The following is a 26,877-nucleotide window of genomic DNA, read 5'->3' as shown; positions in this document are numbered from 1 at the left end:
AATACCGGGTTTTTATATTATTATGGTGTTTTTTCTAAAGGTTTTCTTTCGGGTCTTTTATTTACTGGCTTTACTGTAAACATTTCTTTTACAGTGCTACCACTTAATTTGAGTTCTATAGTATAAGTTCCTTGTTTAAGGTAAACTTTTCCGTTTTCATTTTTATCCAAATTACCATCTATTTCTGTTAACTCTTTAGAAAATTGAGCAACAGCGCTTTCACTTATACTCATATCGTAATGAAAATAATTCAATCCTTTTTGCACTTCCATTTCTTCTGTTTTTAGAACTGTGCCTTTTTCAGAAATAACATTTATACTTACAGTACCACTTGTATTTACATAAAATGGAATTTGTAAAGTAGGTTCATTAAATCCATACCAACTTGCTCCTATGCTATTTCCCCAACGATCGCTATATCTAACTTCATCGAGCTCAAAAGAATACAAGCTTTTACTTAGTATATCTTCTGTTAGTTTTTGAATTAATGAAACATCAGCAATATAAATTGACCTACCGTGAGTACCAACTATAAGCTCATTTTCTTTTGGGTGAATTACCAAATCGTGCACTGGTACATTAGGCAAAGACTCTCCTGCCATCATAAAACTTTTACCTCGATCTAAAGAAATATACAAGCCGTGGTCTGTACCTACATAAAGTATATTCTCATTTTTAGGATCTTCTTTTATCACATTTACAGATTCTGCTGGTAAGTCTTTTCCAATAGCAGTCCATGTTTTCCCATAATCTTCTGATACATAAACCATTGCATCAAAATTATCCCAACGGTACCCGTTTAAACTCAAATAAACTCTAGATTCTGAAAATGCAGATGCAGTTACTCTACTCACCCACATATTTTCAGGTAAATCGGCTGTTATTTTTGTCCAATTATATCCTCCATCTTTAGATACATGAACCAATCCGTCATCTGTACCAACATAAAGTAACCCAAATTTTAAAGGAGATTCATTAATATCAGTGAGTGTTCCATAAGGTACATTTCCATTTTTTCCACCATTAGTTAAATCACCAGAAAGTGTTTCAAAATCATCACCTTGATTTAAAGAGCGATGAAATTTATTTGAGCCAAAATAAAGTATATCTTGATTGTGCTTTGACAAATGAATGGGACTTTGCCAATTAAACCTGAGTGGTTTTTCGCCTAATTCGTGTTTTGGCTGAATCATTTTTCTTTCGCCAGTTGCTTTATTAATTCTGAAATAATAGCCAAACTGAAAGCCGGCATAAACAATATTATTATTTCTTGTATCAATTTCTACCTGCATTCCATCACCACCCATTAATTCTTTAAAAGGATTGGCTCCTTCCATTTCCCAACTGGTGCTAATGTTGGCATTGTGCGAACCATACCAAACTCCATTATCTTGCAATCCTCCATATACATTATATGGTTTTGCCAAATCGTAGTTGACTGCATAAAATTGACCTAGCGGAACATTATTACACTTTATCCAAGAATTACCATCGTCGTAAGAAATATTTACACCTCCATCATTTCCTAAAACTAAATGTCCATCTTTGTTTGGGTTAAGCCAAAGTGCATGATGATCTGCATGTACATTTCCACCATTAATATTTTTCCAAGTTTTTCCTGCATCTTCCGATTTTATAACTGGGACCCCGAAAGTGTAAATTTTATCTGGATTAGTTGGTGAAACTCTAATTTGACCGAAGTAATAACCATAAGAATAATAGACTCCATCGATATAATCATCATTCATTTTTTTCCAGTTATTTCCACCATCATCAGACCTGTAAATTTCAGTACCAATTACGGGTGTTTCGAATAATGATGTATTGGCGTCTCCGAGATAATCTACTAAAGCAACTGGTTTTAACTCTCCTTGCTTTACTGCTTCTTTTATTTCGGTAGCATTATATTGTCGGGGAAAATTATTTTTATCTAAATAATCATTTATTTCTTTATCACTCAGATTAATAAAAGCTTCATTATCGATAGACGAAAGTAACTCTGTTGTTACTATTGCTTTTTCACTTACATCTTCTGACTTCGATCTTCTGTTTTGATTATCAAGAACAGCATATATAATTTGAGAATTTGATACTGAAATATCTAAACCAATTCTACCTACACCTTTATCATCTGGAAATCCATTTTTACCTGTGTTTATCTTTTTCCAGTTTTTACCACCATCGGTTGTTTTATATATATCCGAGCCATCTCCTGAGCCTACAAAATCCCAAGCTTTTCTTTCTTTCTCCCATGAAGCTGCATAAAGTACTTCTGGATTAGATGGGTCGATTACCAAATCTATAAAACCAGTATTATCATTAATAAATAATATCTTTTTCCAGCTTTTGCCACCATCTTCGGTTTTGTAAATTCCTCTGTCTTTGTTTGATGAATACAAATTACCCAAAGCGGCTACCCAAACAACATCTGGATTTGAAGGATGAAGTATTACCCTACCAATATGATGTGTTCCTTCTAAACCGAGATGCTCCCAAGTTTCGCCTTTATCTGTACTTTTATAAATACCAGTACCTGCATAAGAAGACCTGCTCGAATTATTTTCACCGGAGCCAAGCCATATTGTTTCTCCATTTTTCCAGTTTACAGCAATATCGCCAACAGTTATACTTTCTTGATGCTGAAAAAGTGGTTGCATATCCATGCCATTGCTAGTAGTTTTCCACAAACCACCAGAAGCAAAACCAATGTAAAAATGACTCGGGTCTTCAGGGTTTACATCAAGATCGACCACCCTTCCACTCATTACTGTTGGACCAATGCTCTTAAAATTTACATTTTTTATAAGCGAGTTTTCTAGTAGCTTTTTTCTTTGTTGCATACCGTCCATTCTTTTTTTGGACGATGTAAAAGCTGGTTGGGCAAAAACTTGATTAAAAAATAGCAAACTGCTACAAGTTATTAGCAGTAAAAAATTACTGGTAGTTTTTAATTTCATCTTCTGTAGTTTAATAATTGACTTTAAGATCAGAGAACTTATATATGAAGAAATGTTTCCTTTTTAATATTAAAAATTATCCTAAAAACTGAGAAAGTAATCTACTGAAGTATGTTTATAAAAAAAAGCGACACTTTTCTAAATTAGAAAAGTGCCGCTTTTTCATCTATTGGGCATTTATATTTTATGCATTCTCAGATTGCTTTTTATTTTTTTTTTCTGAGAAAGTATAATCACGAATAAGTATTACAAAGTATGTAACGAAAATAAGACTCACAAAAAATATGATTGGTGCATTTGCAACAGTTTCTGCAGTATGTATATCACCAAAATGTCTCCTAGCATATTTATATTTTTTGTATACATCTCCATCTAAATAAGTTAATTTAAAATCGACCTTATTAGCTTCATCTGTATTTTCGGCAACTTCATACAAATGATTCCAGTTTTTTATTTCAAGTGTTAATACATTTCCTTTAATTGTATATTCACTTGTTAAGGTTTTTTCATCATTCTTAATTTTATATACATCATATAAACCTTGGCCTTTACTATCTAGCTCGGTGGTAATTCGCTTATCATGAGCCCACAAACTCGATTTACTCACATCCGGGCTATCAAATTTTGCTTTAGCAAGATTTCCAGTTTTTTTATCAATATCTACTTGAATGTACTCGCTATCGTTGAGGTTAAACCCGAAATAAGAAAAGCGAAAAACTCTCCATGCAATATCTTGTATAAAGTTCGGATGATCTTCATCTTCCCATTCTGTATGATATGTAATTACAAAGGCATTTTCTTGTTCGGTAATTTCATATTTCATATCAACCGGAGCTGGGTCTTTTTTCTCGGAAAATAAAATAGGTTGATATTTTTTTACAAGGTCTACAGCTGCGTATTTTTCATTGTTTACAGTAACTGTCGTATCAGCAGAAATGACATTGTGTTGTCTTTCAACTCTACCGGTGATTCCAAAACCCACTAGTATAAAAATTATATAATACACTAGTCCCTTTACGAAAATGCTTAGTCTCTTATTCATTTGTATATCATTGCTTGGCTTGCCTCAAAAATATACCGAAATATGTTTGTATTCAAGAATGTTATACTGATTATAAATTCTACTGATTATTTTTGTGCAAAAGATTAAAAAGATATGTTTGATTTCTTAAAAAATATATTCGGTGGTAATAGCCTCTACACATCATTAGAGGCAGATGAATTTAAAAATGCCATAAGAGAAACGCCTAAATCGATGATTATTGATGTAAGGAGTAGAAATGAATTTGATGATGAAAAAATTCCTCATTCGATGAATATTGACATCATGAACCCTAACTTCAATAATAAATTAGCTAAATTTGACAAAGACAAAACTTATTTTGTTTATTGCCAAAAAGGTGGACGCTCTGCCAGAGCTTGTAAAAGAATGGTAAAACTCGGTTTCGAAAAAGTTTATAATTTAAAAGGAGGTATTAATGCCTATACCGGTAGAACAGTTTAATATTTTTCCTTTCCAAAAAATGAATACTTACTTAGCATAAACTCAACATATGAAAAAAACCTCACTGTACAGTGAGGTTTTTTTTATTAGTTCAAATTGTCTCCTCTAAGTTTTCTGAGTCTTTTTCTTGCTTCTACATTAAATATACTTCCTGGATAATCTTTTAATTGTTTGGTATATATTTCCTGAGCTTTTTCACTATTGTGCATGTAATCTTCTTCGATTTTACCTAAAGTAAAGTTGGCATCGTCTCCCAATATATCAAAAGCATGATCTTTCAAAATATCTTCGAGATATACAACAGCTTCTTCAAACCTACCCAACTTCATTAAAATATTTGCGCTCTCCCACATTATCTCGTCTGCTAAGCTATGATCTTTATGTGCTTTAAGTAGTTGCTTATATCTATCTAATGCTTCTTCAAAATGGCTTTGAAAAACCAAAAGGTCAATTTCGGCATATTCACTCATTACAGTTGCAGAAGTATCTAAGTCTAAATTATCTTGAATTAATAGAGATAGGTCCATTGCATCATTAGCTATTTCTCTAGATGTAGCCAATTTTAAAACATCTAAGTGTGCTCTTGCTAATTCAAACTCACCTTTATAATAAGACAATTTTGCATTTTTTAATTTAGCAATGTGTCCAAGGTTTTGATCTTTCTCTGCCTTTTCTACTTGAGAATATAATAATGAAGCTTCCCAAGGTTCTCCTTTTAATAAATAAATATCGCCTAAATCTAGTTTTGCTTCTGATATTAAAGAGGGTTTCATGCCTCTAAGTTGAATGAGATTTTCAAGAATTGTAACTGCAGTATCTTTATTATTAAGATAGAATGCCTGCAACAGAGCCATGCTTCTTACTGCATCTGCTGTATTTCTGTTTATGCCTAATTCCTGAATAATTTTATCATAATCTAGCGCTAAAGATTTTATTTTTTCCTGATCTACCGGATAAGTATTTTTTACTAATTGCTCTTTGGCATTAATCAGCATTCTTCTTGAAATTGAATAAACTGGTTTGTCATTATACTTTTCAACCAAGTATTCAAAAATTCTTATAGCATCTTTATAAGAAGCATTATTTAATGCAAGCCTGCCAATTTCCATTATTTTAAAACCATCTAACTTTTGACGTTTATCAACAGCTCTTGCTTGAATAAAAGCTTTATAAAAATCATTCTTCTGCAAAAAGTACCAAATGAGCAATTCATTATATACTGTTTTATCAGGATTCTTTTGAACAGCCTGAATTAACTCAGTTTCCAAATTATCAAATTCTTCTTCGTCTGTAATTCTATCTTGCAGCATGGTTTCAACATACTCAAGCTGAGAATCATCGAACATTAACAGAGACATGTACTCCTGAAGCATTAATTCTTTCTTACCCCAATTTGAGTACAAATCTGCTAACTCTTGATAGAAGTCGTATTTGTCATTTTTTCTACCAAGCATAAAAGCTTTTTCAGCATATTCAAATTGTTTTTCATTTATAAAGTAAATAGCTGCATACCTCAGTTGATTATTTTCTCTTTTTATTTTCTCTAAATATTCATCATAATAATCTTCCGCTTTTTCTTTACTTCCAGAAAGCGTCAAGTATCTACCATAGTCAACATTATACTGAGCATTTAATGGTTCATATTTTAATATCCTCTTTAAATATTTATCTGCTTCCTTAAAATCTTGAAGTTTAAAAAGTGCATCAAGATAATTTTTATGCACCGCAGCAATATTGTCATCTTTCTTCAACAATTTTTCGTAAAGCTCAATGGCTTTTTCTAATTCATTATTAGAGTAGTACTCGTTAGCAAGTGCTAATGTATTTTCCTGAGCATAAGTAATTGATGCATTACTTATCAACAGAAATAAAAATGTTGAGAGGATATAAATGAATTTCATTAGATGATTATTTGAATGAATATGCTCAAAAAATAGAAGGTCCTTTCTTAGATGAACCTAATATACCTTTATAAAAATTCCTTATTTAATCTTTTATCAATTATCAACATCATTAATAATAAAAAAATAAAATATTTAAAAAATTTCTTACTTGTTATTACTATTATGCTGTGAATATGTGAATAACTCTCTTTTTCTAATAGTTTTCAACAGTTTTATTAACTTATCAACAGTTTATTCACTATTTAAATATCTGATTTGTAGTATTTTACGATAGTTATCAACACAGTTAATAACAAATGTGAATAACTTTTTTTGTTTTATAATTTGTTGATAACCGTTGAATAAGTTGTTGAAAAATATTGAATTATCCACATTTTAATTACATGGTTAGTAAAATGTAAGTTTTTGTTGAAACTGTTGATAAAAACTAACACCTTATCAACAGTTTGTTAACAAAAATCGTGAATTGTTGATTAGTTATCAGGTTTATTCTGTTGATATGTTGATAACTCACTATTTGAGAGCCTAATATCAAGAATTTCCCAGTTTGGACGCAAATCGAGGCCTCCAGCTTTTCTAAAATAAACCTCTTCAGGTGGAATTCTTTCAAGAAAAGAGCCTTTATCCCATGTACCGTCTTTATTATTATCGATAAGTATTCTTATATATTTTGTACCAGGCTCTACATAATCGAAGCGGAAAGATTTTTTATTATATAATTCTTGTTCCATTTCGTATTTATCGCTGAGTACCTGAACAAAAAATGGAATAGTATCTATTTGTATACTCCCTCCTAGCGATCCATAATCCTCTATAATTTTTGCTTGAAAAGCTATAGTTGTATTTGCGACAGAGTCATCTTCTATAGAGATAAATGCTGTTGAATCTATATATAGGTTTTCGGTCTCAGTAAAAGTGTAATCTGGAATCGTGTAAAAAGTATTTAAACTATTACTTATAATGTTTCCAATAAATGGTAGAGTATCTACAGCAACAGTTTGCTGGTAAGCAGTATCTATAGAGACACTGGTAGTATCATAAGTTTGAATAGAGAAAAAATAGTAATCTTTAGACTTGTTATCTAGTTTTTTTGCTTTTCTAGCATAATTAGAGTTCTGATGAGGAAGTAATAGGTTAAAGTCATCACTAAGAGATTGATTATCAATCACATACTTCTTGTCTACTACGAGTTTTAGTGTATCTTCCCACTCTTTAAAATCACTTGCATTTAGGTTATTAGATTTTAGATAACTCAGTTCAGCAGGGATACGCAGTGTATCAGATTTTACTAGATCGTACTGCTTATTTATTCTAGTTAATGTGGTATCTCTTTTATTTAATAGATGAATACCTTCTTGATTAAATTGAGTAATTGGTTTGTTAAATGTAAGCTCAATGTTAAATACCTCATCTACGATTTTTTTTGTACCTTTTTGTGGTTTAACAGTTAAGGTAAAATCTTTAGGATCGGTAAATCTTTCACTAGAAAAAATAAACTTTGCTGTATCAATTATCTGATTATCAAGTAAATCTGTTGCAGTGATATAAGCAATTATAGAATCTTGAACTTCAATTTCTTCTTCAGCTACAATTTCTGTTTGATCTTTATCTTTTTTCTTCCTTTTTTTCTTCTTCTTTACCTGTACTGTGTTTTTTTCTTTTTTAGCATTAGGCTCTTCTTCTTTTTTAGTAAGGTTATTTATATTATAAAGTCTAACTAATTCATTTTCAATACCATAAATAATAGAGTCTTGCATCAAAGAATCTTCAAAAGTTAATTGAATATCTTTTAATGGTTTTGAGAAAGTTAATTCTACATATTGGTTTCGACTTACTGCCCTTGTAAAAGTGAGTTCTTTATTATCGTATGAAGCTACTTTAAAATCTAGGTTTGTTATCACAGTATCTAATTGTATATTTTCTGTAATGAAACCTATTTTTTCTTCTTCGTCTTTTGTGTATTTATAATTATTGTCTTCTTCTGCTAAAGCGAATATCTGATACTCTCCTTCTTTAATATTTTCGACTATATAACTTCCATCTTTCTCTATCTTAGATAAATAATAAGGATCTTGAACGCTAAGTGTATCTTCTGGTCTAAGTAACATTACAGTAGCGTTTTCAGGAGGTATACCAGTAAAGAGATCAGCAACGGTACCTTCAATACTTAGTGAATCAATAAAATTACCAGTACTAAAGGCCACCTTTACATTTTTCGCTATATTTTTCTCGGTAATATCTACTACAGCATCTCTAAGATTTATCGTATATGTAGTATTTTCATCAAAAGCTTCTTCAAAGTCTATAATAACTCTGTTCTTTTTTACACGAGATTCATATTTAAGGTTTTCAGTTTGTGGAGTAATTAAAAGCTGTTTATATATATTATCTAGTTCTACTGCTTCATCAAAAAGAAATTGAACTGTTCTCCCTTTATAATTTTTACTACCAGTCACAGGAATAGTAGATATTAATTCTGGTTCTTTTTCATCTTTTGGTCCACCAGGAGGAGGTTGAACACTTGCACATCTGGTTAAAAATAGCACGGTAAATACTATTAAAGAATATAAAAAAAAATTCTTCATCTTTAAATGGTTATACTATTTAGTGTTTGTCTGTTTAAACTATAATTATTTATTAATTTGTTTTTAAAGTTTGGCTTTCTATATAAACCATTAAAATAGAGATATCCGCTGGACTAACTCCACTAATTCTAGAAGCTTGACCTATGGTTTTTGGCTTAATCTTCAATAATTTCTCTCTTGCTTCATTAGATAGGGCTTTTATCTGTGCATAATTAAGAGAGTCTTTTATCTGAAGATTTTCCAGCTTATTAAGTTTGAGAGCTACCTTTTCTTCTTTTTCTATGTAATTCTCATACTTTAAAAGAATTTCAGTTTGTTCTTTCACTAAATCATCATACTTCGCTACCCTTTCTTTTATTACGGGGTTACAATTCTGAATATCAGAAAGTCTAACTTGTGGTCTCTTTAAAACCTGAGCCATTTTAACTTTTTGTTCTAATGGAGCTGAATTTAAGGTTTTAAGTGTTTCATTTACTTCTTGAGGTGCTATACTTTCATTTTTAAGAAATTCAGTCAGTTCTATTACGTTAATTTCTTTATCTTTCACTTTGTCTAATCGTTCTTTAGAAGCAAGACCTAAATCATATCCTTTTTGAGTAAGGCGAACATCAGCATTATCTTGTCTTAGTAGAATTCTATATTCTGCTCTAGATGTGAACATCCTATAAGGTTCATTGGTACCTTTGTTAATTAAATCGTCTATTAATACACCGATATATGCTTCTGATCTTTTTAGTATAAAGCTTTCTTTATTATTTACTTTTTGGAATGCATTAATTCCGGCCATTAAACCTTGTGAAGCGGCTTCTTCATATCCTGTTGTACCGTTAATTTGCCCTGCAAAGAATAAGTTTTCTACAACCTTTGTTTCTAAAGAGAGATTAAGCTGTGTGGGTGGAAAGAAATCATACTCAATTGCATAGCCTGGTCTGAACATTAGTGCATTTTCGAATCCTTTTATTTTCCTCAATGCCTCGTACTGCACTTCAAATGGCAATGAAGTAGAAAAACCATTCACATATACTTCTACAGTATCCCAACCTTCAGGTTCTACAAATATCTGATGGCGGTTTCTTTCTGCGAATCGATTGATTTTATCTTCTATAGAAGGGCAGTATCTTGGTCCAAGACCTTGTATTCTACCATTAAACATAGGAGAACGATCGAAACCTTTCTTTAAAGTGTCGTGTACTTCTTCATTTGTATAGGTAATAAAGCAGCTTCTTTGTTTAGTAAGTGATGAAGTTTCATCAGAGTAAGAGAATTTACCAGCTCCTTCATCACCCTTTTGCTCTTCCATTACAGAATAATCGATACTTCTGCCATCTACTCTAGGTGGAGTCCCGGTTTTCATTCTTCCAGACTCGAAACCTAATTCCACTAATTGCTCTGTAAGTCCCTTTGAGGCTCTATCCCCTGCTCTACCACCCCCAAAGTTTTTCTCTCCTATATGTATTAACCCATTTAAAAATGTTCCATTAGTGAGAACTACTGCTTTAGCATTAAATTCAATGCCTAAAGCTGTTTTTACTCCACATACTTTATCATTCTTAACTATAAGCTCAGTAACCATTTCTTGCCAGAAATCTACATTAGGGTTTTTCTCTAGAGCCATCCTCCACTCTTCTGCAAATCTCATTCTATCACTTTGTGCTCTCGGACTCCACATTGCTGGACCTTTTGATCTATTTAAGATTCTAAATTGAATCATAGATTTATCTGTAACTATCCCACTCATTCCTCCTAAAGCATCAATCTCTCTTACAATTTGCCCTTTCGCTACACCTCCCATCGCAGGATTACAACTCATCTGTGCAATCTTGTTCATGTCCATAGTAACTAATAAAACTTCTGCACCAAGTGTTGCAGCAGCATTAGCAGCCTCACATCCTGCATGCCCTGCTCCAACTACAATCACATCATAATTACTTTTCATGTTTATGTCTTTTATCAATTAAATTGAATGTTCCACGTGGAACATTTCTATTTTTCCAAATACGATTAATTTTATGTTTAAATATGGAATCTCAAGATATCCACTAAAAGCAAAGTTACTAGCATTTAATTAATTGTTTTTACTAATCTTTCAATTAAGTATTTTGATACATAAGTAATAAAGGATAGATAAATAAAATTGGTTTATTTAAGATTAATAAAAAAAGTTAAAAGTGGATTATAATCTGAGTATACAAATAGATTATGAGGTTTTATGTGAAATAATTAATCTTTAATCAGGTAATTCATTCAACTATATAAGGTATGTGTTTTTAGATATTCATGTGATTATTTAATTATATCTTCTTCAGTTGAGATTAAAGCATAATAGGTATATATTTCTATGTCACTTTGTATAGCTCTTTATATACTTGTTATTAAATGATCAAGTAAATTGATATATCTTCTATTCAAAAAAATATTAGCAGATATATAATTTAAATATGATTTAGACCCAAATATATTTAATGCTTAAGTGTATTTTGATCAGACTGTAAGTGTTAAGGAATATAATTAAAGTATGAGTTTTTATATTAATTCGCGGCACATTCAGTTTTGTAGACTTTCTATTAACTAATGGAAGTTGGAAAGGTGATAATTAGATAAGCATTAATTCAGATTGTAAGTCTGTTTTCATAAAGGTTAATAAAGAGATTAATATTATATATCTATTCTAGATACTAAAAATTAATAAATTGGAAACTGAAAGTGGTGAGTACGAGAGATTCACAGTTTACTAATATTGTATGTTTTAGATATAGTTGTTTTTATAGAATCCATAAAAGTGTTGACCTCACTAGCTATCCTATTCTCTTTAAGTGGTTGGATACTGTAAGAATTTAATTTAAAAATTATCTCCTTATGAGATAGCAACGGAAATTAAACTATTCTAGACTAGAAATGAAAAATGGCAGTGCGTGGTAATTAGAACTGATTTTTTTATTATATAGTAATTGGAATTTAACTTTTTGAAGTTATCTGATTTCTTTGTTTTGTATAACCCGGTACCTTGCAGAAGTGAAGAAGTTGGTATGAAAAACAAATTTGTGGTCTAATGAAACAGCCATCTTCTTTATGTAATTGATTTAGTTAATTCTTTTGTAAATCTCAATGTATCCTTTTCTTTCAAAACTATGTGGATCTGTAATTATATCTTCTTTTTTAAAAACTTTTAATTCTTGCTGGTTTATATTGATTATGCTTATGTGAGTTGTTCTATAACTTTTCTCATTATTATAGATATGTTCACTTCTAAGTTTTATGATTTTATCCGATGGATCTAGTTCCCATCTACCCGACATAATTGTATTGTCTTTAACTTTTATTTGAAAGGTTTGATCGGAATAGAAGTACATAAAAATATTTTTTGCCTCTAGGTCAGATTCTGTAATTCCTTTTTCATCTTCGAGAGTGTACCATATATCATTAAAGTATTCTGGAATGATTTCTTTATATGAGTCAATTTGCCACTCTCCTATTAATTGAGTTTTATTATTAGTATCACTTTCTATAAAGGATAATTGAAATGGAGTTTTTTCTCCTTGCCAATTATAAGTGTAGCCATCAATTACATTTGCAGAAATATTTTCTAGAATGAACAATTGGTGATAATTAGACTCAAAATTATTTATCATTAGAAAGTTATTTCCTTCGAAGTAGTTAAGTCCCCAAAAGCCATATTTATACTTTGTAAAGTAGTTGTTCTTTTTATTAAATAATTCAATATCATATAAATCACTATGAAATTCTGTATGAACGATGCTAGAGTCTAAAGAATTTTTAAAGTCATATAAAACTGAATCGCTACCCAGCCAAGCATGATTTATTAGTTTTTCTTTAAGTTCTTCTGTTAGGTTTGGGTTAGTTTGATTTATATGTGTAAATGTGATATGTGAATTCTTATTTAATTCTACTTCCAATTCACTTTCGTTGATGGATTTTATTTGAAGTAGATTGCTACTTATACTATCACTGATATTTATCCTATTTCCATTAATAGTATAAGTTGAAAATTTACTAGCATTTGTTCCAATAACATGAAACTTGACTTTACTTGTATTTGTGAAAGTTAAAGCTTGTGGTAAAATATGGCTGCTATTACTTTCATTTTCAACTTTTATTGGAATCCAAGTTTTTGAGGTGAGTAGGTTATTATAATTATTACAGCTCGTGAGTAAAAACAAAATAATAATATTGGAAAGGTATTTCATTTAAAAATAAAATGATTGTTTAAGTATAACTTATTGATAGTCAGATATTAATGCTTTATTTTAAATAAAAAAAGACTCTCTTAAATCAGTTTAGGAGAGTCTTCTTTGTTTAAATAAAATTTAGTCTTAAATAAATTTTCTTTTAGATAATGCAGCAGTTTCTTCTTGCCGCATTATTTCTTTATCAGCTTTAGATTTATCATTAAAGCCAACTAAATGTAGAAAGCCATGAATAATAACTCTATGTAATTCGTCTACAAAAGAAATATTTAGATTATCTGCATTTTCTTGTACTCTATCTACACTTATAAAAATGTCTGTATCTATCTCATTAGATACATCACTATTGTTAAATGTAACTATATCAGTATAGGTATCATGTTGCAGGTATTGCAGATTGATTTCATGTAAATAAGTATCACTGCAAAAAATAACATTTGCATTTGAGATACTGTAATTGTTCTTTTGGACTATTTCTGAAATCCAATCTGCAACTAATGAAGAGTTATGAAGCTCAAAGTCGTTTAAGTCTTCATAAAAAAAAATATATCACTTTTTCCCATCTCGCTCAATTTAAGCATTCATGTAGAATATCATTTTTATCTCTGAACCGTTGGATAAAAATTTCACTTCGTCAGCAAGATGTTTGATAAGGAATATTCCCCGCCCTCCAGGATTATCGATATTTTCTGGTGCAGTCGGATCAGGGAGCTTACTATAGTCAAAGCCCTTGCCTTCATCTTTTACTATGAAGTTGATATTAGAATTATCTACCTCCAAAGCAAGATGGACGTTTTTATTTTTATCATTCTTGTTTCCGTGAATAATGGCATTATTCACCGATTCAGTCACGGCAATCATAATGTTGCCATAAATGTCATCATTAAAATTAAAAGTTTCCCTTGCGTGGTCGATAAAACTTTCTACAATCCTGATGTTATCTATCAGCGAAGGAATCTTGAGTTTTAATGAATTGCTCATCTTTTCAATCAAGTTACTTCTAATTTTTAATTTTCTTAAAATATTCATTCACCTGCTTCTTATAATATTGATTTAAAGAAGTCGGTATCGTCTTTAATAACTCTATCTGCATCTCTTTGAGTTTCAAATACTCTGAGAAATCTTCAGGAGCATTTTTTTGTAAATCCTGCTCAGCAGTTTTTGCTTCGCGCTTATTATCTAGTTCACGTTCTTTCTCTGCTTTTTCAGATTCGAGTAATCTTGTAAGAATTTGCGCTTGTCTTTCAAGTAATTCATCTGTTACCCTTTTATTTACAAGATCTTCTTCTGTTTTCTCCATGTTTTCAAGAAGTTCTTTATATCCTCCATTTCCATCTTCTCCGTTTTCTCCTTCTTGACTACCTCCTTCCTCTTTACCATTTTCGTTTGATCCATTTTTAGGCTCTCCGTTTTCTCCCATCTTACCTTGCCCCATTCCTTTTTTCATGGAATTTCGAATCATTTCTTGTTCTGCTGCTAACTTAGCTAATTCTTCTGATAATTGTCTGCCTGACTTTCCACTCTTTTTCAGGTTTTCTATTTTTTTATTCAATTGTTTCTGAAGATCACTCATTTTTGGACTACCTCCCTGCTTTTCCGACATTTGTTGTCCGCTCATTGACTGACTCATCTGCTGTTGCATTTGCTTCAGAATATCATTGAGTAAAAGTGCTAAGTTATTTATGGATGTCATAGCAAATTGCTGTTTACTTGCTGCGATTTCTGGCGTGCGTTTTTTTATCGCATCCATACTTTCATCCATGTATTTATTCATTTGAGTAACCTCTCTGGTTACAAAAGACTCAATTTGGAAAACTCTTTTGGAAAGTGCAACTAAACTGTCTTCAATTATTTTTGCATCATCTTTTAATTTGAGTTGATCTTGGCTTAACTTAATAAATTTAGGATCAATTCTCTTCACTTTCTGAAACTCTAGCATCACATCTTCTTGGTCGAAAGAAAGTGTAATTAAGTTTTCTAGAATTTTTCTTAGGTCATCGTAGTTCTCATTCATTTGCTGCATTTCCATCGATTGCTGCATTTGTTGCATTTTCTGAGCCATTTGCTCCATTTGCTCAGACATTTTTTGTTGAGATTCTGATGCCTTCTTTTGTTTTTGTTGTTCTAGATTTTCTTGAAGATTTTGTTGCTCTTGCTCAATATTCTGTTCCTGTTTATCAAACTGCTCAAGATCTTTCTTGTTTTCGAGTGACTCATTAATATCATTTAATTCGTCCATCTCTTTTTTAATGTCTTCAAAATCTTCGTTTAACTCGTCTTGCTTTTCTTTTATCTCTTCAAGGTCTTTATTTTTTGCCTCTTTCGTTTCATCAGCAAGTTTTTCCTGATTTTCAGCAATTTCTTCTAGTTCTTTAGCTATTTCTTCTGCCTTAGTGTCGAACTTAAGTTTTTTAAATAATTCTAGAGCTCTTTCTAATTCTTTTTCCAGAGTTTCTTCTTTTAGCTGAATATTGTCCAGTTTTTCTTGAAGTTCCTGATTAATATAATTTTGCTCTAAAAGCTCATTAAGTTCTTCATACAATTTCTTAGTTTCTTCGTCGAGCAACTCATCCATTAACTTTTGTAATTGCTCTGCTTTTTGAGCTAGCTTTTCGTTTTCTTGATTGAATTTTTGACTTTGCTGATTAAACTGCTTGTTGAGGTTTTTTAGTTTTTCTATTTCTTTTTTTACATCCTCGTTTTCTTCAAGTAGTTTCTCTATGTTTTTCTTGTCTTGCCAATCAAGCTTTTTCTTTCCTTTTAATTTATTTTGAAGGTCTTCAATATCTTTATTTAAATCTTCTGTTTTATTGAGTGATTCTTCTAGTTGGTCTTGTGTTTCTTGGCTGTTTTTTGCTAACTCTGCTTTAAACTCTTCTTTCGATGGCAGCTTAAATCGGAATACAGAAGATTTGCTACTTTTTCTTCCATTTACTCCATCATTATCCCAAACTTGAATAAAATATTCCAACTTCTCACCTTGCTTAATCTCTAACTCATTGATATCCAGTTTATAAAAGAAACTTTGGTTAATTACTTCTGGATTAAAGTTAAGATTTATAGACTCAAACTTTTCATTCTCACTATTCAAATTCGGATCACTAATTTTATATCTCAATTGTAAAGAAGTGATACCGTAATCGTCTCCAATATTTCCACCAAGAACCAGATAGTCATACATTACAGTATCTTCAAATTGTCTAACTGAAATTGAAGGAAACTCATCTGGAATTACATTCATATAATATTCGATTACATCTTTGTTTTGGCTATAATCGTTTTTGAGTAAAATCTGATAAATACCAGCTTTATCTGCAGTTTTATTAAAACTGAATATATCTTCATCATTTTTCTCAGCTTTAATTTCGTCTTCGTCATTAAAGTTTACAGCTAACTCTTTAGCTTCCAGCGTTTTAAATTGCCAGTTAACTTTTGTTCCTTCTGGTACAATTAAATTACCTGTGTTTTCAATTCTTTCAGATTGCTTATTTACATATGCTGGATATTCTAAATAAACACTAAAGTTTCTTAAACTTGGTCTGGTAAGCACTTCCAAATCGTAAGAGTCTGATTCAAAACCAGATGCTTCGAAATGGAAACTAATAGGTCTTTGTATTTTTCTGAAGTTGAAAGTAAAAGAACTTGCATCATCAGTATTCATTTTTAATTTTCTTCCATCAGAAGTAATGATCTGCACAGATTGAGGTAGTGCAGAACCTTCCATTTTTACTTTTAATTCGAAATCGTCGTTTTTAAAAGTTTTTAAATCTTCATTTTGAATAATGAAATTGAAAGGAGCTTTTAACTCATACTTTTCAGTATAATTGATTATTCTTGGAGTGCTAACAATAAAAAAATCTGGTTTAACCAGTAAAGTAATAATTATAAATACAATAGGGATTGTAAGGTATTTGAGGTATTTCTTATTTGTTCTTAAATCAATTGCATCGGCAAATTTGATTCCTGTAATACCTGTTTCCCTTTGTTGAAGACTAGCATCAATCAAGTCGGTATTTTTTTCCATACTTTCCAGTTGAAGTGCATTTAGCAACTTGTCTTTAATTTGTGGAAAGTAAGAACCGATTTGAAAAGCAGCATCTTGATCACTTATTTGCTGCTGTTTGTTAAGTAATTTGTAGAGTGGCTTAAATATCCAGTAATAAAAAGATGCTCCCAGAGCTAAAATTAAAGTGTAAAAGAAAATGGCTCTCGGAACAGTGCTGAAATTCCCTAAGTACTCAAGAATATTTACAAAGTAGAAAATTGCTAAAAAAATAGAGATAGCAGAGATGCTACCTTTAATGATAAGATTGAGATAATACTTTCTCTTATAATCTTCAATATTTTTCTTGAGCATAGGTGAAAAAGTTGAGACACTAAACTTTACTACGATTTCTTAATAAAACCAAGTAAAGTTTAGTGAGGTTTCATTTAAAAAACAAGTTTCTTGTTATTTAACCTTCCTGATCAGTCTCTTTTTTTACAGGGACCATGTACACTTGTGTAAAATCTCTGTATTGCATTGGATTATTCGGGAAGTTTTTAACATAAGATTGTAATAGTCTGTATCCTTCGTCATACCAAAGCATAAGTACAGGAGCATCTTTCATGAGTAATTTTTCTGCAATCATGAAATTTTTATTTGCCTCTGTTTCATTTAATGAATTTAATGCTTTTTCATAGTATTTGTCAAATTCCGGATTATTATATCTTGTAAAATTCGGATAAGACTTATCTTCCAAGTTTTCAGGAAGGTTTTTGCTGTAGAAAAACCACAAGAAGTTTTCAGGACTTGGGTAATCTGCTACCCATGCTAATCTTAAAAGATCAAAACTACCTGATAAACTTTTTTCTGTAATTTGTGATATAGGAGCAACATTAATATTGATGTTGATGTTCAAATGATCTTTTAATTGTTTTTGAACTTCAGTTGCTACGTTTGTATATCTCTCACCTTCAGCATTTAAATCTAAAGTAACTTCTGGAAATCCTTTACCTTCTGGATACCCTGCTTTTTTAAGATATAGTCTTGCTGAATCTAAATTAAAGTTATAACCTTGTATTTGAGTAATGTCGTAATTTCTGAATGATGGAGGAGTAAAACCATATTTTCCGATATCATATCCCTCTCCATTTAAAACATAGTCAAGTATTTTTTCGCGATCAATAGCAAAAGACAATGCTTTTCTCACATTAATATCAGTAAAGATTCCTTTAAAGTTATTGAAAGCTAGATACTGAGTAGACATTTCTGCTTCTCTTTGAAGCTCAAATTGTGGAGCAGTTCCATCTTCGTTTGTAGCGGCATCGTCTAATATTTCTATGATATGATCTGTTGGTAGACGATACATCATATCAAGGTTGCCTTTTTTAAATTCCATCAATTCAATTTTTTTGTCTTTTAGGAATCTTACATTAATGGCAGAAAGGTAAGGTAGTTTGTTTCCAAATTCGTCTGTTTTATAATAGTTTTCATTTCTTTTAAGAAGAATAGAAATGTCCTCATCAATCATATCGATATTGAACGGACCAGTTCCTACACATTTAATTCTCATTTCATCACCGTATTTTTCAACAGCTTCTTGAGGATAGATAAATGCACCTGGTCTCGCAAGATTGAAAAGAAAAACTGAATTAGCTTTTAATAACTCTATTTCTACAGTGTAATCATCTAGAGCTTTTACACCTTCTAAATCAATATTTGGCGTATTGCCACCTTTTGTTGCTTTGTAATATTCATCAGCACCTTTTACAATTCCTGAGAATAAATTAAAACTTAAGTTATTTTTATCTTGAGTACATAACCTTTTAAAGCAATACAAAACATCAGCAGATGTAAACTCTCTTCCTTTTCCTCCTTCGAAACACTCGTCATCGTGGAAAAATACTCCTTGTCTTAAGTGAAAGGTATATTTTGTTTGGTCGTCGCTAACCATGTATGATTCAACCAAGCCAGTTTCTACGTGAGTAATATCAACTTGATTGAATTTAAACAGACCTTCATAAACTTGGGAAGCGACTCTGTAAGAATAAACATCGATTATACTAAGTGGATTTAAAGATTTTATGTACTCAGATTCATTTAGTTTGAACATGCCTCCATAAAACCTACCTCCTTTCATCTCTTTTAACTCATATATATTTTCTTCAGGCGCGCTTGGAGTACACGCAGAAAACAGGAGTCCGGAGATCACAAAAATTTTCAGGAAATGTTTCATTGTATATAATTATCAATTTAAATACTGATTTTTTTACCTAGAACTTCCAACGTACAAACTAGAAGTAAATTTGCAGGTTTCTATTTCTACGATGAGCAATTAGGTTAAGTATTTGCAAAATCAGTTTTCGTAGATTAATTGATAAAATTTATATACAATGAAACTTAATTGTTATTCAAAAGTCATTTTGATCTTAATTGGACAATGGTCCGAATGAATCACATCCATTAAAATATCACTTTCAGTAAGTCTATTATTTAGGCTAGTGGTTGTCATAAAATAATCGATGCGCCAACCTTTGTTATTCTTTCTTGCTCCAGCTCTGTAACTCCACCAGCTGTATTTGTGTGGGTCTTTATTAAAGTGACGATAGGCATCGGTAAAACCAGACTCGATAAATTTAGTTACCCAAGCTCTTTCTTCTGGAAGAAAACCTGAAGATTTTTTGTTGCTAACCGGATTATGAATGTCTATTTCTTTATGGCAAATATTGAAATCGCCACATATAATTATATTTTCTCTTTCCTTTTTTAACTCATTTATATAATCAAAAAAGTCATCTAGCCATTTGTACTTAAAGGTTTGTCTTATATCTCCACTAGTACCAGATGGCATGTATGTATTTATTAAGGTAATATCACCAAAATCTAGTCTGATTAATCTTCCTTCAAAATCATAGATTTCATTATCCATTCCATAAACTACATTATCAGGTGTTTTTTTAGTTAGAACTGCTACTCCACTATACCCTTTTTTTTCTGCAGGAAACCAATAATGCTCATAACCTAATTCTGAAAAAATAGTAGTATCTATTTGATCAGGTGAAGCTTTAATTTCTTGTAAACATATAATGTCTGGATTCTCTTCTACTAGCCATTCAGCAAAACCTTTTTTTAATGCGGCTCTAATTCCATTAACATTATAGCTGATTAAACTAACCATGTGTGTTTTTGTGATTTGAATTATAAAATGAAATTACTGTGGCTTAATAAAACTTTACCACTGTACTTCTTTCTCAAAGTATTCAATAATATGCATTTTTAGAAAATCTTCTTGTGATAGAAGATCGATAAAAGGTAGCTTTTTTTTGAGTTCCCAATGGGGCCAACCGTTATCATCTAATCCGATTAATTCGTAATAACCAGAAAAAGAAAGTGCCTTACATATTGCTATATGCATTAAGTCTTGTTTTTCTTCTTTGCTAAAATATTGCATACCCTGTCCTAACTCCTGAATTCCAATAAGAAATAAAACAGCATTTAAATCTGGCTTTTTTACTCCCATATTTCTGGAAATTTTTGCAGTTAGTACATCCCACTGTTGTTCAACTGAAAGCTGGTCTTTGAATCTGGAAAGATCCATATAATTTTTATTTTTCGTTTAAAACTTCTTCAAGATAATCATAGCCTCTTCTCAAATGAGGAATTACAATTGTGCCACCTACAAGTGTAGATAATGACATGGCTTCTAGAATTTCTTCTTTGCTCAAACCGGTTTCTACACATTTTTCTATATGATATTTAACACAATCGTCGCAGCGAAGTACCAATGAACAAGTTAAACCAATTAATTCTTTAGTCTGCACATTCAGTTTACCTTCTTTGTAAGCCAAAGAATCTAAACTGAAAATTCTTTTCACTACTTTATCATCTGAGTTGATCAGTTTTTCATTCATTTTACTTCTGAATGATCTAAACTCTTCAATCTTATTCATTGCAGTATAATAAAAATTTAAAATAAAGTTTTTAGTTTAAGTATTTATCTAGAATAAACTAGTGTTTTTTGTAATTTATTAATTCAAAAATAGTAATGATTCGTGATTTTATTTCATTACTTTTTCCTGCTTCTTGTGTTTGTTGCAATGAACTTACTAATGAAGCAGAAAAATTTATTTGCACTAATTGTAGAGCTGAGTTACCTACAACAGATCATTACCTATATAATGAGAATGATTTTAAGGCAAAGTTTTATGGCAAATTGCCAGTTCAACATGCATTCGCTTATTTAAGATATGTTAGACCCGGAAAAGTTCAACAATTGCTTCACCATTTAAAATATAAAGGTGTTGAAGAAATAAGTGAGTTGTTAGGTAATTGGCATGGAGCTCAAATACAATCGTGTAACTATATCGAAAACATAGATATGGTTGTGGCGATTCCATTACATAAACATAAACTCAGAAAAAGAGGCTACAATCAGGTAGATGGTTATGCCAGAAGAATTGCTACTTATTTAAATATATCTTATAATGCTAATGTACTAAGTAGAAAAACAGATACAAAGACGCAAACCAAGAAAAGCCGATTTGATAGATGGATGAATGTGAGTGAAATATTTTTTGTTGAAAAACCTGAATTGGTAAAGGGAAAACATATACTAATAGCCGATGATGTAGTAACTACAGGTTCAACTCTTGAGGCTTGTGGTGTAAAATTATTAGAAGCTGGAGCTTCAAAAATTAGCTTTTCTGCCATAGCTACTGCATAATTATTTTACCTTCTTGTTTTCTTTCTCTATAAAAATTTAGTTTGGGCTGCTTATCTTTATCTGTTCCTATTTTTTTAGAAGAATAAATACATGATCAGCATATATCAGAATAAAGAGAAACTGAAGTGGATAATTGTTGCAATTGCTTTATTGATAGGTTTATTCTCACTTTTTTATACAAACTCATTAGTTCAACATTTAGCAGATCGAGAAAAAAAACAGATTAATTTATTTGCTAGTGCCCTAGAGTTTGTTGTAACCTCAGCCAGTGATGAAGAACTCAATTTCGTGTTTACAGAAATTATACATACAGAATTATCTGTACCTTGTATTGTAACAGACGATAAAGGTGAACCAATTCACTGGAGAAATATTGACGTTTCGCCTAATCTTAGTGCCGAAGAAGAAAATAAATTGCTTTTAAAGCATATCGAAAAAATGAAAGAGGTTTACGAGCCAATTGAAATGGACCTCGGCCCAGATTTTAAGCAATACATTTATTATGATAATTCAGAAGCTATCGTACAGCTTCGGTATTTTTCGTATATGCAGATTACTGGTATTGCTATTCTTTCGGTATTAGCCTACTTTGTTTTTAGTTCTACAAGACGGGCAGAGCAAAACAGAGTTTGGGTTGGCTTAGCTAAAGAAACAGCCCACCAGTTAGGTACACCTATTTCTTCATTAATGGCGTGGATAGAATTTTTTAAAGCAGATGAAAATTTTGATCAAAGTATAATCCCTGAGTTAACCAAAGATTTGCAACGTCTCGAAATGATTACTGCAAGGTTTTCAAGCATAGGTTCGGAGCCTTCTTTGGTAGAAGAGAATGTATTGGAAGCTGTAGAGAATATAGTAAATTATCTGCAAAAGAGAGTTTCCACTAAAGTAAAATTTAGCATTACTCCTAAGATTGAACATGACATGATGGCAAAAATAAATATTCCATTGTTTGAGTGGATTATTGAAAATATTTGTAAGAATGCAGTCGATGCCATGAGTGGTGTAGGTAAGATTGATATTTATCTAAGAAATTCTAAAGATCATAGGTTTCTCTATATTGATATAAGTGATACCGGTAAGGGCATACCAAAATCAAAAATTAAATCCATATTTCAACCAGGGTTTACTACTAAAAAGAGAGGTTGGGGTTTAGGTCTTACCTTAGTAAAAAGAATCGTTGAAAATTATCACCGAGGAAGAATTTTTGTTCTAAAATCTGAAATTGATGTAGGAACTACGTTTAGAATTTCTTTCCCAAAAGATTGATTAAATTAGATTAGCCAACACACATTGATATTTATAGTTTTCTATAAAAATAGATAACACATGAAACCACTGAAGATAATTGAAACAGGTGATGGTTCACACACCTTGTTTAATGAAGCATTGAATGAAACCTACCATTCAACACATGGAGCTCTCACAGAGTCAAAACATGTTTTTATAAAAGAAGGATTATCCTATTATTCTGAAAAAAAACCTGATCAAAAAAAAATATCGATTTTAGAGATTGGTTTTGGAACTGGCTTAAATGCGATGCTTACATTGCAAGCTGCTATAGAAAAAGACTTAGAAGTTTTTTATTACACACTGGAGCCCTACCCCGTAGAAACTGAAGTAATTGAAAAGCTAAATTACAAATCACTTTTTGAGCTAACTTATCAACCATACTACAATCAATTACATGAATTACCTTGGGAAGTAGAAAATAAAGTTGTAGAAAACTTTAGTATAGTAAAGACCACAACTGGTCTAGAAAACCTTTCTTTTTCAGAGCAGTTTGATTTGGTTTATTTTGATGCTTTTGCCCCAAGAAAGCAACCAGAACTTTGGGAAGTAGAATCTTTGCAAAATGCAATAACTTCATTAAAAACAAAAGGTGTTTTAGTTACTTATTGCGCAATGGGTGTCTTCAAAAGAAATTTAAAATCTTTAGAAATGACAGTCGAATCTATTCCCGGCCCTCCTGGTAAAAGAGAAATGACGCGAGGAATTAAATAATCATTATCTATATATTTTTTCAACTTATATCATGTACAATTCAGCTAAATGTATTCTCTCTAGAGAGAGTAATTCTTCTTTGTTATTTGTAAAGTTTTTAAGAAAAGATCTAGCAATAAGCTGTTCAAAAACTTGCACAAACTTTATCAAAATATTTCTTTCTTTAACTTTCTTGATCAGTATAGATGCAAATGCCCAATTAGACTCTCTTTTGAGTGGTTTTAAAGCATATGGAGGAATTGATGTATATTATTCTTACGGTTTTAATGATCCTGCATCAGGAAACAGACCTGGTTTTTTATACTCCCACACTAAAACCAATGCAATTAATGTAAACACAGCTTACTTGGGTTTAGCCTACGAAAAAAATCTAGTACGTGGAAATTTTGCATTAGTTGCTGGTGATTATGCAGTGAGTAATTATGCTGCAGAAGAGCAATTGTTTCAGAATGTGTTAGAGGCAAATGTAGGTTTTAAAATTAAAGATGGATTATGGTTAGATGCCGGAATTTTTCCATCTCACATTGGAATTGAAGGAGCGATAGGTCCAAATAATCCAAATCTTACGAGAAGTTTAGTGGCGCATAATTCTCCGTTTTATGAATCGGGTGTAAAGCTTTCTTATCAAATAAATGATAAGTGGTTTGCTTCTTTCTTAGTTTTAAATGGTTGGCAAAATATTAAAGAAAATAATGACAATAAAGCATTAGCAACACAAGTCACTTTTACTCCTAATAGTACTTTAACTTTTAACTCAAGTTCTTTTTTTGGAGAAGGAAATAATACACCCGATGGAGTTGAAAGTTTCAGAATTTTTCACAACCTTTATGTAATCTGGCAACCATCAGAAAAATTATATACTGCACTAGCTTTTGACATTGGCTCAGACAAACTAGAAACACGAAACAATGGTGATTTTACAAGTTGGTGGGGTACTGTATTTTTAATAAACTATTCATTAAGTAATTACTGGAAAGTAACCGGCAGACTAGAACACTTTAACGATCCTGATCGAGTAATAATGAACATCTACCCCGTTGAGCACAAAATTAGTAGTGTTTCTGCCGGACTAGATTACTCACCAGTTTCTAATGCATTTTTTAGAATTGAAGGAAAGTTGTTAACGGCATCAGAAAATCTATTTGAAAAAGATCAGGACGATGAATCTGTAAGAGGTTCAGAAAATTTTGCCATTACAGCTTCTATTGGAGTTAATTTCTGATTTCGTATTAAATAATGTTAAATAAGACAGAATAATTAACTCTCATTTTCGCAACCCGTTATAATATCTTATTCTTGATTTAATTTTTTTCTTATACAAGTAATTCTTATGCAAAGATATAATATCCTATGGGCTGATGACGAGATTGATCTTCTCAAGCCACATATAATGTTTTTAAATAAAAAAGGCTACGACATTACAGGTGTTAATAGTGGCGCTGATGCGATAGAGAAGTGTGAACACGAAAACTACGATGTAATTTTTCTGGATGAAAATATGCCAGGAATGAATGGTATCGAAACGCTTACTCAGATTAAGCAGATTAGACCAAATATTCCTGTAATTATGATCACCAAAAGTGAAGAGGAACACATAATGGAAGAAGCTATTGGAGCCAAGATTGAAGATTACCTCATTAAACCAATCAATCCTAATCAGATTTTACTTTCAGTAAAGAAAACTCTTGATAAGAAAAGAATCGTAAGCGAAAGAACTAACCATAGTTACCAGCAAGATTTCCAGAAAATAAGCATGGCATTTTTTGATGACATGGATTATAGCGATTGGGTAGAAATTTATAAAAAGCTTGTTTATTGGGATCTGGAAATTAACGATACAGAAAACAAGAGCATGATGGATGTGCTCGATATGCAAAAAACAGAAGCCAATGTAAACTTTACCAAGTTTATTAAAGATAATTACGAAAGCTGGATAAACGATGAGGTAGACGACAGACCAATTCTTTCTCATGAATTAATGAAAGAAAAAGTTTTTCCTGAATTAGATAATGAGAATCCTGTCTTTTTTATAGTAATAGATAACCTTAGGTTTGATCAATGGAAAGTACTTGAGCCATTAATTTCTGACTACTATAATGTAGAAGAGGAATCTACTTACTATTCTATATTACCTACAACTACAGCTTACGCTAGAAATTCAATTTTCTCAGGTATGTTGCCATCTGATATGGCCAAGCATGATAGCGATATCTGGTTGGGAGATGATGAAGAAGGAGGTAAAAACAACAATGAGGAAGAATTTCTTTTAAGACAATTAAAGAGAAGAAGAATAAATGCAAAAGCATCTTATAATAAAGTAATTCATGTAAACCAAGGTAAGCATGTGCTTGATAATATTCATAATTTGATGAATAACAAGCTAAATGTGATAGTTTACAACTTTGTAGATATGCTATCTCATGCTCGTACCGATACTGAAATGATTAGAGAGCTAGCACCAGATGAACCAGCATACCGTTCGTTAACATATTCATGGTTTATGCACTCTCCCCTACTCGAAACACTAAAAGTTTTAGCAAGTAAAAAAGCGAAAGTTGTTATTAGTACAGACCACGGTACTATTCGTTGTAAAAGACCTTATAAAATAATTGGTGATAGAAATACAAATACCAATTTAAGATATAAGCAAGGTAAAAACTTAAGCTTTGATAAGAAAAACGTACTTGTAGCAGATAATCCAAATGCGTTTTATTTGCCTAAGATCAATGTATCTACTTCTTATGTTTTTGCTACAGAAGATTATTTCTTTGCATATCCAAATAATTACAATCACTATGTTAAGTATTATAAAGATACATTTCAGCATGGTGGTATCTCATTAGAAGAGATGATTATACCTTGTGTAAAACTTTCAGCAAAATAAGAGAGTTAAACAAATAAGCTAAATTTATGAAGGTCACTTGATTTAGTGGCCTTTTTTATTTCATTAAGGTGGGCATTGATTTTTAAATATGAATAAGTGTTCATATTTTTGTTGGATATTTAAAAGATT

Annotated in this window: 19 protein-coding genes; 6 read left to right on the top strand and 13 right to left on the bottom strand. The window is 31.2% G+C overall.

What is annotated here, in order from left to right; translation table 11 throughout:
- Positions 1-20: 20 nt before the first annotated feature.
- The gene (locus OQ292_RS09335) at positions 21-2,957 is read right to left on the bottom strand and encodes a WD40/YVTN/BNR-like repeat-containing protein (protein WP_284685792.1); all 2,937 of its coding nucleotides are present in this window, start codon (positions 2,955-2,957) and stop codon (positions 21-23) included.
- Positions 2,958-3,141: 184 nt separating this feature from the next.
- Positions 3,142-3,999 carry a hypothetical protein gene (locus OQ292_RS09330; RefSeq protein ID WP_284685791.1) on the bottom strand — a complete coding sequence of 286 codons (858 nt, stop codon included), beginning with the start codon at positions 3,997-3,999 and terminating at the stop codon, positions 3,142-3,144.
- 114 nt (positions 4,000-4,113) lie between these two features.
- Between OQ292_RS09330 and OQ292_RS09325 the strand changes: the two genes are divergently transcribed.
- On the top strand, positions 4,114-4,461 hold the full coding sequence (locus OQ292_RS09325; protein ID WP_284685790.1) for a rhodanese-like domain-containing protein: 348 nt from the start codon (positions 4,114-4,116) through the stop codon (positions 4,459-4,461).
- Between the two features lie 86 nt (positions 4,462-4,547).
- On the opposite strand, the gene OQ292_RS09320 is transcribed toward OQ292_RS09325, so the two are convergent.
- The 11 genes from OQ292_RS09320 to OQ292_RS09270 form a co-directional block, all read right to left on the bottom strand.
- On the bottom strand, positions 4,548-6,362 hold the full coding sequence (locus OQ292_RS09320) for a tetratricopeptide repeat protein (RefSeq protein ID WP_284685789.1): 1,815 nt from the start codon (positions 6,360-6,362) through the stop codon (positions 4,548-4,550).
- A gap of 476 nt (positions 6,363-6,838) precedes the next feature.
- Positions 6,839-8,950 carry an Ig-like domain-containing domain gene (locus OQ292_RS09315; RefSeq protein ID WP_284685788.1) on the bottom strand — a complete coding sequence of 704 codons (2,112 nt, stop codon included), beginning with the start codon at positions 8,948-8,950 and terminating at the stop codon, positions 6,839-6,841.
- 52 nt (positions 8,951-9,002) lie between these two features.
- Positions 9,003-10,886: a tRNA uridine-5-carboxymethylaminomethyl(34) synthesis enzyme MnmG gene (gene mnmG / locus OQ292_RS09310; RefSeq protein ID WP_284685787.1), complete on the bottom strand. Its 1,884-nt coding sequence runs from the start codon at positions 10,884-10,886 to the stop codon at positions 9,003-9,005.
- Positions 10,887-12,030: 1,144 nt separating this feature from the next.
- Positions 12,031-13,155, bottom strand: a complete 1,125-nt coding sequence (locus tag OQ292_RS09305) for a hypothetical protein (protein WP_284685786.1) — start codon at positions 13,153-13,155, stop codon at positions 12,031-12,033.
- Positions 13,156-13,281: 126 nt separating this feature from the next.
- Positions 13,282-13,701, bottom strand: a complete 420-nt coding sequence (ybeY, locus tag OQ292_RS09300) for an rRNA maturation RNase YbeY (protein ID WP_284685996.1) — start codon at positions 13,699-13,701, stop codon at positions 13,282-13,284.
- 27 nt (positions 13,702-13,728) lie between these two features.
- The gene (locus OQ292_RS09295; protein WP_431733763.1) at positions 13,729-14,184 is read right to left on the bottom strand and encodes an ATP-binding protein; all 456 of its coding nucleotides are present in this window, start codon (positions 14,182-14,184) and stop codon (positions 13,729-13,731) included.
- Complete coding sequence (locus tag OQ292_RS09290) at positions 14,156-17,512, bottom strand: DUF4175 family protein (protein ID WP_284685785.1); 3,357 nt, start codon at positions 17,510-17,512, stop codon at positions 14,156-14,158. The genes OQ292_RS09295 and OQ292_RS09290 overlap by 29 nt, the downstream gene beginning before the upstream one ends.
- 97 nt (positions 17,513-17,609) lie before the next feature.
- Entirely contained in the window at positions 17,610-19,373 is a 1,764-nt protein-coding gene (locus tag OQ292_RS09285) for an ABC transporter substrate-binding protein (protein WP_284685784.1), read from the bottom strand.
- Between the two features lie 171 nt (positions 19,374-19,544).
- Positions 19,545-20,315 carry an exodeoxyribonuclease III gene (locus OQ292_RS09280; RefSeq protein WP_284685783.1) on the bottom strand — a complete coding sequence of 257 codons (771 nt, stop codon included), beginning with the start codon at positions 20,313-20,315 and terminating at the stop codon, positions 19,545-19,547.
- A 54-nt stretch (positions 20,316-20,369) separates the two neighbouring features.
- Positions 20,370-20,735 (bottom strand): hypothetical protein, encoded by a 366-nt coding sequence (locus OQ292_RS09275; RefSeq protein ID WP_284685782.1) that lies wholly within the window; start codon positions 20,733-20,735, stop codon positions 20,370-20,372.
- A 7-nt stretch (positions 20,736-20,742) separates the two neighbouring features.
- Complete coding sequence (locus OQ292_RS09270; RefSeq protein ID WP_284685781.1) at positions 20,743-21,087, bottom strand: carboxymuconolactone decarboxylase family protein; 345 nt, start codon at positions 21,085-21,087, stop codon at positions 20,743-20,745.
- Between the two features lie 95 nt (positions 21,088-21,182).
- Here OQ292_RS09270 and OQ292_RS09265 point away from each other — a divergent pair, with 95 nt between their 5' ends.
- The 5 genes from OQ292_RS09265 to porX all read left to right on the top strand — a co-directional run bounded on the left by OQ292_RS09265 (position 21,183) and on the right by porX (position 26,748).
- Positions 21,183-21,860, top strand: a complete 678-nt coding sequence (locus OQ292_RS09265) for a ComF family protein (protein ID WP_284685780.1) — start codon at positions 21,183-21,185, stop codon at positions 21,858-21,860.
- 90 nt (positions 21,861-21,950) lie between these two features.
- Entirely contained in the window at positions 21,951-23,129 is a 1,179-nt protein-coding gene (locus OQ292_RS09260) for a sensor histidine kinase (protein ID WP_284685779.1), read from the top strand.
- 60 nt (positions 23,130-23,189) lie between these two features.
- Positions 23,190-23,864 (top strand): tRNA (5-methylaminomethyl-2-thiouridine)(34)-methyltransferase MnmC2, encoded by a 675-nt coding sequence (gene mnmC2 / locus OQ292_RS09255; protein ID WP_284685778.1) that lies wholly within the window; start codon positions 23,190-23,192, stop codon positions 23,862-23,864.
- Between the two features lie 31 nt (positions 23,865-23,895).
- Positions 23,896-25,086: a porin gene (locus tag OQ292_RS09250; RefSeq protein WP_284685777.1), complete on the top strand. Its 1,191-nt coding sequence runs from the start codon at positions 23,896-23,898 to the stop codon at positions 25,084-25,086.
- Positions 25,087-25,194: 108 nt separating this feature from the next.
- The gene (porX, locus tag OQ292_RS09245; RefSeq protein WP_284685776.1) at positions 25,195-26,748 is read left to right on the top strand and encodes a T9SS response regulator signal transducer PorX; all 1,554 of its coding nucleotides are present in this window, start codon (positions 25,195-25,197) and stop codon (positions 26,746-26,748) included.
- Positions 26,749-26,877 lie beyond the last annotated feature (129 nt).

It is taken from the genome of Chondrinema litorale (genome assembly GCF_026250525.1).
In the GTDB taxonomy this organism is placed as follows: Bacteria; Bacteroidota; Bacteroidia; order Cytophagales; family Flammeovirgaceae; genus Chondrinema; species Chondrinema litorale.
Note: the sequence above shows the minus strand (reverse complement) of the source record. Positions and strands in the feature narration are given on the sequence as shown.